The 10812-nt window shown below is 63.8% G+C and carries 8 protein-coding genes; 5 read left to right on the top strand and 3 right to left on the bottom strand.

Annotation, left to right across the window (positions count from 1 at the left end):
• Positions 1-354: 354 nt before the first annotated feature.
• From ACTWQE_RS32455 to ACTWQE_RS32445, 3 genes are read left to right on the top strand one after another with little or no spacing between them, the layout of a single operon-like run.
• The gene (locus ACTWQE_RS32455; RefSeq protein ID WP_443332678.1) at positions 355-1518 is read left to right on the top strand and encodes an AAA family ATPase; all 1164 of its coding nucleotides are present in this window, start codon (positions 355-357) and stop codon (positions 1516-1518) included.
• Positions 1515-1736: a helix-turn-helix domain-containing protein gene (locus tag ACTWQE_RS32450; protein ID WP_443332677.1), complete on the top strand. Its 222-nt coding sequence runs from the start codon at positions 1515-1517 to the stop codon at positions 1734-1736. Before ACTWQE_RS32455 ends, ACTWQE_RS32450 begins: the two co-directional genes overlap by 4 nt.
• Positions 1733-2911 carry a site-specific integrase gene (locus ACTWQE_RS32445; protein ID WP_443332676.1) on the top strand — a complete coding sequence of 393 codons (1179 nt, stop codon included), beginning with the start codon at positions 1733-1735 and terminating at the stop codon, positions 2909-2911. Before ACTWQE_RS32450 ends, ACTWQE_RS32445 begins: the two co-directional genes overlap by 4 nt.
• 857 nt (positions 2912-3768) lie before the next feature.
• Here the strand turns inward: ACTWQE_RS32445 and ACTWQE_RS32440 are convergent.
• Positions 3769-4788, bottom strand: coding sequence for a hypothetical protein (locus ACTWQE_RS32440; protein ID WP_443332675.1), 1020 nt, complete (start codon positions 4786-4788; stop codon positions 3769-3771).
• 238 nt (positions 4789-5026) lie between these two features.
• On the bottom strand, positions 5027-6328 hold the full coding sequence (locus ACTWQE_RS32435; protein ID WP_443332674.1) for a restriction endonuclease: 1302 nt from the start codon (positions 6326-6328) through the stop codon (positions 5027-5029).
• Between the two features lie 718 nt (positions 6329-7046).
• On the opposite strand from ACTWQE_RS32435, the gene ACTWQE_RS32430 reads away from it, so the two are divergent.
• Positions 7047-8993 (top strand): hypothetical protein, encoded by a 1947-nt coding sequence (locus ACTWQE_RS32430; protein WP_443332673.1) that lies wholly within the window; start codon positions 7047-7049, stop codon positions 8991-8993.
• A 536-nt stretch (positions 8994-9529) separates the two neighbouring features.
• Positions 9530-9703: a hypothetical protein gene (locus ACTWQE_RS32425; RefSeq protein WP_443332672.1), complete on the top strand. Its 174-nt coding sequence runs from the start codon at positions 9530-9532 to the stop codon at positions 9701-9703.
• Positions 9704-9778: 75 nt separating this feature from the next.
• On the opposite strand, the gene ACTWQE_RS32420 is transcribed toward ACTWQE_RS32425, so the two are convergent.
• The gene (locus ACTWQE_RS32420; protein ID WP_443332671.1) at positions 9779-10264 is read right to left on the bottom strand and encodes an RICIN domain-containing protein; all 486 of its coding nucleotides are present in this window, start codon (positions 10262-10264) and stop codon (positions 9779-9781) included.
• Positions 10265-10812: the final 548 nt, after the last annotated feature.

The raw sequence follows: 10812 nt of genomic DNA, 5'->3' as shown, positions 1-10812 counted from the left end.
TGTCGCCCTACGCCTACAACAAGACCGCCGGCAGCGTCGGACGCAAGACACCCGCCTCGATCACCATCACACTCACGCCCCAGCCCACCCCGGCAGACACGGCCAGACCCTAACTTCCCGGTCTTGGCCTAAAGCCGTGGAGCCGACCGCCCCAGCCACGGAGGGTTTCTCCCACTTCAGGCCCGCAGCCGCCGAGCGCGGCCAGCCGGGACGCAGACAGGAGGCAGGCCGCGCCGCAGAGGCCGACTGGCTCACCGCCGCCGCCGTCCAGAGCGGCCAGCACGAGCGCGAGGCCGCCCGCACCATCGCGTCCGGTCTCCGGGCAGGGGCGAACCGTCCAAGGAGCGTGGCCGCATGACCGGCAACCCGCTGTCCCCGCAACACCTGTACTCCGTCGGAGAGCAGCCCGCCCCGGCTCCGAAGGAGCGCGGTTCGCGCGAGCGGATGCGCACCGCCTGGACCGCCTCGGAGCTGATGGCTACGACCTTCCCCGAACCGCGGTGGGCGGTGCCAGGCATCCTCTCCGAAGGCGTCAATCTGCTCTGCGGTCCGCCGAAGGTCGGCAAGTCCTGGATGAGCCTTGGACTCGGCTTGTCAGTCGCGGCCGGCGGAACCGCCCTGGACTCCGTGCCCGTGCAGGGCGGCCCGGTGCTCTACCTCGCATTGGAGGACACGCCGCGTCGTCTCCAGTCCCGGATGGGCAAGATCCTGGGCGGTCAACCGGCTCCGCCTGGACTCACGTTGGTGACGTCGTGCCCGCCGCTTCCGCAGGGCGGGAACGAAGCCATCGCGGGATGGCTGGACCGCAACCCGGATGCGCGCATGGTCGTCATCGACGTGTTCGCGAAGATGCGGGGTGCGTCCGCATCCGGCGCGTCCGCCTACGACGCCGACTATGCCACCGTAGGTCACGCGAAGCGTCTCGCGGATCACTACGGCGTCGCCGTCGTGCTCGTGCACCACGTACGCAAGGCCGGATCGGATGACTTCCTCTCGGAGGTCTCCGGCACCAACGGGCTCGCCGGAGCCGCTGACGCCACGCTCGTCCTCAAGCGCGCACGCGGCAAAGCCGACGGCGTGCTGCACGTCACCGGCCGGGACGTGGACGAAGCCGAATACGCGCTCCAGTTCCACGCCGCCGGCGCCTGGCAACTGCTGGACGGCCCGGCTGCCGACCACACCATCGGCGACACCCGGTCCGCCATTCTCCGGCACGTCCGCGCCCACCCTGGCGCGCGTCCGAAGGACCTCGCAGGCGTGCTCCCGGATGTGGACGCGGACACAATCCGCCGGACGTGCTCCCGCATGGCCGCTGACGGCCAGCTCAGCAAGGACGCATCCGGCCGCTACTACCCGGACAGCGACGCGCAGCACGCTGACACAGCGGAGGTGTCTGAGCTGTCCGACTGTCCGGTTACCACCCCTGACCAGCCCGAACTACCCGGACAGCCCGCCACCGGCGCTGTCCGGCTGTCCGGTGCCGATGACGTGCCCCAGCCGGAACGGAGGACACCGTGAGCGTCAGCGCAGCCGAACGAATCGAGCTGGCCCAACCGCTGCTCTACCGCGTGGCTGACGCCGTGCGCGTGCTGGGACAAAGCCGGAGCGTGATCTACGACCTGATGCGCACGGGCCGCCTCCGCTTCGTCAAGGAGGGGCGCACCCGGCTCATCCCCGCGTCCGCCGTCACGGAGTACGTCGCGCTCCTGGAGCGCGAGGCAGGAGAGACACGATGACTCGTCGCCGCAGCAGGGGAGACGGCGGACTTCACTGGGACGCGAAACGTCAGCGATGGATCGCCACTGCCAGCCTCGGCTACGACGGCAGCGGCAAGCGCATTGTGAAGCGCGGCAGTGTCCGGACCAAGACCGAGGCGAAAGCCAAGCTCAAGGAGGTGCTGCGTGACTACGAGGACGGGCTCGCCATCGCGCCGACGGGCTACACCGTGCGGGACGCCGTGAACGACTGGCTCACGTACGGACTCGCGGCTCTCGACAAGGACACCGTGAGCAACTACAGGAGCATGTGCGACAAGCACGTCGTGCCCGCGCTGGGCCAGCACAAGCTACGGGACCTCAGCGCCGACGACGTGGACAAGTGGCTTGCCAGCAAGGCCAAGACCCACAGCACACGGACACTTCGGCTCATGCACTCATGTCTCAACCGCGCGGTGAAACGGGCCATGGCCAGGGACAAAGTGAAACGCAATGTGGTGGAACTCTGCTCCATCCCGCGAGGGTTGGAAGGTCGGCCCTCCAAGTCGCTCACGTTCAACCAGGCTGAGGCCGTGCTCATCGCGTCGGAACGATCGGCGCTGCACGCGTACATCGTGGTAGCCCTTCTTACTGGCGCGCGCACAGAGGAACTTCGGCCGATGACGTGGGACCACGTTGATCTGGAGGGGGACACATCGGTGTCTCCCGTGGTCCCGCCCCACATCGCGGTGTGGCGCTCTGTGCGGGCCGGGGGCGACACCAAGACGCGGAAGTCCCGGCGCACGCTGGCACTGCCGGAGCGCTGCATACAGGCGCTGGGCATGCACCGCGAGCTCCAGGGATGGCAGCGGCTCGACGTTGGGGACCGCTGGCGGGAGCACGGGCTGGTGTTCACTTCGGCCGTCGGCACTCCCCTGGACGCCGCGAACAGCCGCCGGGCCTTCCGCCAGGCGATCAAAGGCGTGGACGGGCTGACCCCAGCGGAATGGACGCCGCGCGAGCTGCGGCACAGCTTCGTGTCGCTGCTCTCGGACCGTGGCATCCCCCTCGAAGAGATCTCGCGGCTTGTCGGCCACTCCAGCACGGCCGTCACCGAGGAGGTCTACCGGAAGCAGATCCGACCCGTCGTCCAGTCCGGGGCGGTCGCGATGGACCGCATCTTCGGTGGTGACGCGGACCGACAGTCACGCAGTTAGTCACGCACACGCGTCAGGGGCGGCACCCCGTAAAGAGATACCGCCCCTGACCTGCGTCTGCACCGTCGGGACGACAGGATTTGAACCTGCGACCCCTTGACCCCCAGCTGATCGGTACAAGGGTTTCCCGAGTTCAGGGGGCACCTGATGCACGTGGACGTGTTCGGCTGAGCTGGCATTGTTCGCTTGCGTGCACAGCGTGTGGTCCCCAACTGGTCCCCACAGACGCGGCTCCGGAGAACCCTAGCGTCCCGGGTGAACGGGCTATTGCGTCACTGGTGGCCGATCGGCGTCCTTGTCCGGGCAGACGACAGCTCGCCAGAATCAGGGCCATGACTGGGACAACGGGTGGCAGCAATCGTCGAGGCTGTGAACGGTGCGGAGCGGCATGTAGGACGGAGAAGCCCGTGTACGGGTGGGTATGTGCCCGCTGTGCGCGGGAGTTAGACCACTACTACATAACGCTGGTGGGCATGCGGGGCGGAGACCCTGTGCAGCTCTTCCTGGCGGACAAGCGGGCGGGCCGGATCCCCCCTCGAACTTGAGCACCGAACGGCTTAGCGAGGGGGCGACCACGTTGCTCTCGCGCCTTCTGTCTTGAGTGGGCAGAGCACTTAGATGGCGCCTGCTGCTTCGAGCCCCGTACGCCTCTTGGCCTGCGGTTGCCGTACTTGACCGGTGCACCCGAGGCAGCTTCGACAGCCATTCGACAGATGCCGCAGCAAGGAACTGATGTGAGCAAAACTCAGTGTGCGCCTCGTGTTGCCCCGGATGAACCCGGAAGGGATGGGGCATCACCGTAACTGGCGGACGAAATCGCCGGGCAGTCCGCGAGGCCGTCGTGGGGAATCTTGGTCTCAGGCGGTGTCGGCGGGTGCGGGACGGTCGTCCAGGACGATGGTCGTCACCTCACCTCCGTCGGACCGAGTCCCGGTGGCGGCGGCGACAGCGTACTGGGTCCGCCGGTATACCGCGCTGGCTAGCGCCCAGGTGGCCATGTCCTGGGACTGGTCGTTGTAGAGCGCCCGCATAGTGGTTAGCACCGCCAGCAGCGACCGTCCCGACAGGAACGTCTCGACCTGGCCGTCACCGGCGTCGCTGATGCGGTCCGGTATCCGGAAGTGTGGGTGCTGGCCGGTCTGCTCGATAACGAACTCCCAGGCATCCCGGTGGCAGATCAGGCGAGCCGACGCGATGGACGCTGCCGAGAGCAAGCTGTCCGTGTGCCTGTGCAGGTCGGCCTGCCGGTGCTCGTCCCCATCGGCTGGTGCGGACGTGGTGCGTTGCTCCTGCTCCTGTGTCTCCGGTGGCGTTCCCTTCCCAAGCTCGGCCTCAGTAGGCGCGGCCGCCGCCCCTTCCCCCGGCGCCGAAGGGGTAGAGGGGGCTTCGGCCTGCTGCTCTTCTTTCTCACCATCACCGTGTTCAGCTGGACCAGTGGCCGACATCTCATGCACCGCTTCTTCCTTCCACCCGTTGGTGCCTTTGCTGTCCGATCCTGCCTCCAGACTCCGCGGCTCGCGCCCCGCGAGCCCGACCGATGTCACGGTGGCTGCAGCGGTGGCGGGAAGCGGTGCACCCACCGTCTGCGCCTGCGCAATCTCGCGCCGGAGGGCCTCGATCGAGGTACGCGTATCCGCCAAGTCGCTGAGCATCTTCTCCTGGCGGCGCCGCAGCTCCCGGTTTTCCTCGCGCAGCCCGGTCGTGCCAAGGGCCACGGTCTCAAGCACTTTGCGGCGAAGTTCGTCCTGGTCCTGGTGAAACGCTGCCAGTCCGATAGCGGGGTCATCCAGCACCCGCCGTACCTCTCCAAGCTCATTGAGGATCGTGTCGGTGTCGTGCCTCCGCGCCATGCAGCCCCCTTGCTGTTGACCGGTCAACGAACCCATCCTTCCCCACACGAAAGTCGGATGACGCGGCGGTTTCCGGCCCTTCGCTGCCGCATGTGGCTGCAGGGGTAGGCGTTGCCGGCACACGGCTCCGGAGGCCGCTTCGTCTCCCAGCGTCATAGCTGGTCACAGTGCCACGCAGCGGTGTCGAGTGGTGCTCTGTCCACAAATAGTCCACGCTGACGGTCCTGCTCGGCGTCGTCCTGCACGACGCGAGTCGACACCGCTCCTACTGGAGCAGGATCTCTTCAGGGCGCCGGTTGGTAACCGTGACCGATCTGAGGTTGAGGATGTGTTCTATGCAGGCTTCCAAGTCTCCTCCGTGGTCGTCTCGGGCAATTCCCCGGAGGTCCCGTGCGAGTTCCGAGCCACCAATCAGCACGACGGGGTACTGGTCCTCGACCATCTCGAGCTGAGCTGCCTCCGAATAGGCGCCGGTAGTGACGTAGACACCGATCCATCCTCGCTGCAGTCGGGCTACCACACGGGCGATCTGTTCGGCGGACACCGTGCTCCCGGGGTTGATGCACTTGGCCTGCCCGAGGACGACGAGGCTGGCACCGGCCAGGCCAGTCCCAAGATCGAGTCGACCGACGAAGTCCGCTCCTCCGTCACCAGACCGCCTGGTCAGCCATCCTTCGACGTAGTTGTGTCCGTTTCCTCTAAGCCGACGCGCTGCGACGGCTGAAGCCAAGCTCTCGAAGTCGTGCTTCCGACCCTCGAACCACTTGTAGATGGTGCGTAGGTCCTTCTCCTCCTGGCTTCCGGCGGCGCACCGCTGCTCTTGTACCTTGCTGACTCTGGCCCGCGCCACCCGCCGGCGAACCCGTGGCAGTGCCGCGTGCCCGTGCTCCACCCACTCGCGCCATGCAGCAGGGGCGAGAGCAAGGGCTTCCTCGTCCGGAACGCTGGGGTCCCGGCGAGCGGTGATCCAAGCCCAATCCAGTTGATCGTTTTCGTGCGTGAGGTCGACAAGAGCGATGTCGAAGACGTAGTTCGTGAAGGTGGTGCGCTCGTGGCCGGCCCACTGGACAAGGCGCTCGGCGCGTTCGATGAGCCCCAGGCCGCAGAACTCGACGTATCCCTTGACTCGACCGTTCCGTTGTACGGCCCGGAACAACAGCAAGGGCACTCCACCGCCACGCTCTTCATCGGTAGGTGCCTGGTGTCCGCTGAAGGCATCGAGGAGAGCCGCGTTCCCCTTGGTACTGCCTGGCGGACCATCGAGCCCGGCCTTGTGATCGCCGAAGTAGCGGATGTGCCCGTTGTCCAGGTCGAAGACGTCATGCCAGGGTGTCTGCTCGGTGCCAGCCTTCCACGGACTCGACCTGATCAGCACGGCTGGCCGGCGAGGTTGGCCAGCCACCTCAACCTGCGCCATTGGATTGATGCCAGCTTCCAGCGAGGCACGCTTGCGTAGCGGAGAATGCGTGACGAAGTGGAAGTTCGCATGGCCATCGATCTGCTGTTGCGCCGGGTCCTTGGCGCTCGTATAACGCAAGACATCCCCAATTCGCAAGCTACTGCCCACGCGTGCCCCCTCAGGCCAACCTGCCCTTGCAGAGATCGTCTCATGGAGATTGCCATGTTCATGGGAGTTCATTCCACGACTTGCATTGCCTCCGGTTTGATGAAGATCTCTTCGGTCAACCCCTTGCATGACATATGTCCGATATGCACACTGGGCCGTATGAATGCACGCACAACCTCGGCGGCGGGGTTGATCAACCTCTGGGTGTGGGCCGGACGCTCGGGCCACATGAAGAAGTCAACGTCAGACCAGTACGCGATGGTCTGCCGCCGATTCCTCGAGCCGCTTGGGGATCTTAATGGGGTAGGCGTTCGCGACCTGGACGTTGATGATCTTGTGCGGCGCTTCTACAACGCTGCCGATGGGCTGCAGGAGTCAACACGGCAGGTTTACGAGAGGGTCTTCCGTAGGGCTGTTGAGTCGTTCCTTCAGTACCTCGAAGACCCGGCGTCGTGGCAGCCGCCAACGAGAGCGCGTGGGCCAAGATCCGATAGGCAGGTTCCTGCTCGGCCGGATCGGTCCAACTCGGGGGCGCCTGTAGAGCCGGGCCTCCTCAATATTCCGATCACCTTGCCCACCGGACGTACTGCGCAACTCGTGATACCGGCAAGACTCTCAGAGGTTGAGGCGGATCTACTAATCAACGTGATCGCGGCTCATGTACGAGCGCACTCGGCTAAGTCCCACGGTCGAAACGCTGAATAGAAAGTAGTGTGATATGGCAACAATCGTCCATGTACCTGAAAACGTCACTCACTACTTGGTGGGGCAGGCCTACGAGGCAGGCGGTTCGTACCAGTGGGCCCGCGAGGCCTGGAAGAACTCTGAGGAGAGCGGCGCGACTCGAATCGAATTCGGTATCGAGGAGCAGGCGGCAGAGCGCTTGGGGGTCTTGCGGCGCACCATCATGGATAATGGTGAAGGAATGTCGGTGGAAGATCTCCCGGTGTTCTTGACTGCGTTTGGGGGCGGCGGGAAGCCCATTGGATTCGATGAGAATTTTGGGCAAGGATTCAAGTCTTCAGTTCTGCCTTGGAATCCGCATGGTGTAGTGGTAATTAGCTACACGGAGGAGACGCCAGATGGTGCAATGCTTTGGATATACCGAGATTCAAAGGGAAACTACACTCTCAAGGAATGGGAGGTTCCAGACGAGAACGGCGACACCGTGATGATGGAGGTGGTGGCTCCCTTCTCGGATGTAAAGTACGGTTGTGACTGGAGCAAGATTCGTCCGGGTTGGATGGAAACAGGGACTATAATGGTGTTGCTTGGCGCGGAGGCTGATAGCGACACCTGGATGGGAGACCCGGACCCTTCTAGGCAAGAGACTGTCGATGGCCTTGTCCGCTACCTCAATGGTCGGTTGATCGACGTCCCTGAACGTGGTGGTCAACGCATAGAGACCACCGTTGTAAACTCCTACGCAAAGCGCCCGGGAAGTCGTCGAGAAACACGTGACAAGACGGTCACTCTGCCCGACGGTAGCACTCGTGTTTGGCGCCCTAGGCGGATATACGGACTTCGCCATTTCATTCCTGAATCAGCAGTAAGCGGCACCGTCGCAGTGGACGACCATGGGACGCTGGCTGAGTGGTTCTATGTGCCGGAGCCGGAAAATCCCGTGCGCTTCACCAGTGATTACATCACCCAGAATCCAATCGTTGTCGTTGATTATCAGGGAGAGGCTTATCACGCGGATAGTAGCAAGAGCAGGTACAGGCAGTTCGGCATAACCGACGAGATAATGAGACGCACGTGGCTTATCGTGCGCCCGCCCGTATTCAGCGAAGCGCGCCCGACAGACTGGGGTGTGCTGACGCAGGCTTCCCGTCACATGTTGTTCGCAAAGGGTGGGCAGGAACTGCCTTGGGAGCGATGGGGGGACGCCTTCTACAGCAACTTCCCTGAGGAGCTGTCCAAAGCGAAGGAGGCTGCGCAGAAGGACGATGCTCAGGCTGGCTCATCGATGGCAAAAAGTCTCTCGCGTATCCTCGACAGGCTGAATCCGCGGTTTAAAGTCTCTCGTGTGGTCGCCACTCCGGGCGGAACGATGGCGGGAGAGTCAACTGATTCTTCGGCGGGTTCTCCTGGACCGACACATAGAGGCCCGCACGCAGGTCGAGGAACTTCGGGCGGTTCCGGAGGTACGGCTGGGAGTCGCATCCTTGCGCCAGTCATGACGGGCCGAGCGAAGGGGGCGCCGACTTCCGTACGTGGTGGCTACCCGGCATATCGCTGGACGGAGTTCGATGCAGACGAAGCCAGGTACCTAGCCCGCTATGAGCCCAAAGAGACTGCCGAGGTCGACGGCATGGTGTACCAAGGGGTTGTTTTCCTCAACGCGCAGCACCCCGTGTTCCGTCAAGAGTTTGCCCACTGGGCCGACCTCTACCCTAAAGCTAATGCTAGCCAGGTCCGGGAGCTGGTTCAGGAAGTCTACGGGGAGGAAGCTGTCGCGCACGTCGTCCACGCTCAGCGGCTCAACGGCACCCCATTGACTAAGACTGAGGAAGGTGAAGCCCAGTTTATCGGGGCCAACGACGTTCAAAAGATGATTGAGCCCATCGCCCTTTCATCGGCGCTGCTGGGGCTGATCAACGTAGAGCAGCGCATACGAGCACGTGGTGGAAAGAGGTTCCACGCCTCGCGCCCTGAGAGCTGACTCTTTCAAGCGCAGGTCGGTGGCGTCTCATGGCCCTGTCAAGCCCACCAGCGATCTTGAAAACCGTCGTGGTGGCGACACCACCGTGGGTTCAAATCCCACACCCTCCGCACGTCAACGGCCCTTGGCCAGGGAGATTGGCCAAGGGCCGTCGTCGCATCCGTGCACCGTGATCGCCCGCCGTTCCCCGCGGTTCCCCGATCGATCGGGCACGCCGGGGGCACGGCTTGACGAACACCGCTTTAGGAGCGTGGTGGGGCGAGTTGGGTGCTGACCTGGGAAACGCTGGCTTCGGTGTCTGCGGCATCTGAGCCCCGCTGGCAGCCGCCGTTCCCCGTGAGTCCCCGCTCCATCTGGCACGCCTGTGGCACGGGCTGATCCTCTCGATGCGAACTACGGGCGGGGCAGTGGCTGAGGTCTACTGGCCACGTCAGACGGTCACGTGCTGTACTTCCCTGCTGTATAGCACCAGCTTTGGAGATCTCGTAGCGGGTGGCCAAAACAGGAACGTCGGGGAAGGGTCACCGTGGTTCGCCGTGGTTCGGCAACAGCAGCAGAATGAGCCCCTCGCGATCGGGCTGGGCTCGATCTTGTTCGCCGGTCTGGTGCTGGTTCTGCACGGGCTGGCTGGCCCATGGGTGGCCTTCGCCGTCGTGGCGGTGCCCTCCGTGGTCTTCGTGGCCGTGCAGGAGCGGCGCAACAGAGACTGATCCGAGGTTCGGGAGCCGTGGCCAGGCTTCATGCCGGCCGTTTCGAGGTCCTGCCCTAGCGTTTCCTCAGCCTGCTCACCAGATCTGCATCATCTGATTGGCAGCCCCAGCGGAATAAGGTTGCTGGACGAATTTCACGCCTGGGTTTGTCGCCGCGTTCTGTACCGTCAGGTACATCCCGGAATGACGGTTCCAGATATGCCAAACAGGCAGCGTCGGGTCCTGCCAGCGAATCCATTGTTGGCTCCGATGGGAATCGCATGGCAATTGCACGATATCTGCCCCTGCAGCGGTTGACTTGCCCCTGACATCGAGACACTGGTGGCTCCAGCGGTTCTCGAACTGCCACGTCTCATTACCCTTGTTGACCATCCTCCACTGCCCGTTCCACGCGTTATCGGCGAACGGCTGCTGAACGACTTGAGCGCTGTTTGCGGTCGAGCCGTCCTTCACTGTAGCGACGAGGTTGCTGTGGAAAGCGTTCACCCGGATCCACCCGGGCTCGGCTTGGGCTGGTGAGGCGCCGGTCAGCATTGCCGCTACAGCCATCGCAGCAGCCACGACTAGAGCTCCAGGACGTCGGATATGTAAGCTGCGCATCTTCGGATTCCTCCAGGGAATCGATGGACCAGTGCAACCTGACGACTGAACGAAACCAAAATATAACCCAGATTGCTACAGGTATTTAGGACACGCTTATACGCGACGGCCTGATTTCTACACGGCTGGCACCCAAAAACGGTTGTGAGGTTTTTTCAGCGAAATGATCAATGACCAAATTCGAGTAGACGATACGGGGAACTGGATCAACAATCTGAGGTCGGCGGAGCGGGTTTGGCCGGTGTCCTGCCCGGTTTGGGGTCGGGCATGATCAGGGGGCCGTACGCTTGCTGGCAACTCGGGCAGGCTGTGATCCTGCCCGGAATTTGAACGAGTGGCCCCCTGGTCTTGCTCGACGCGGGACCCGAATCGGGGAGGTGGGTAAAGCCCAAGACCGGGAAGTTAGGGTCTGGCCGTGTCTGCCGGGGTGGGCTGGGGCGTGAGTGTGATGGTGATCGAGGCGGGTGTCTTGCGTCCGACGCTGCCGGCGGTCTTGTTGTAGGCGTAGG

The sequence above is a fragment of the Streptomyces sp. 8N706 genome (assembly GCF_052245415.1).
Classification (GTDB): domain Bacteria; phylum Actinomycetota; class Actinomycetes; order Streptomycetales; family Streptomycetaceae; genus Streptomyces.
The sequence above is the reverse complement of the archived record's forward strand: the minus strand, read 5'-3'. Positions and strand labels throughout refer to the sequence as shown.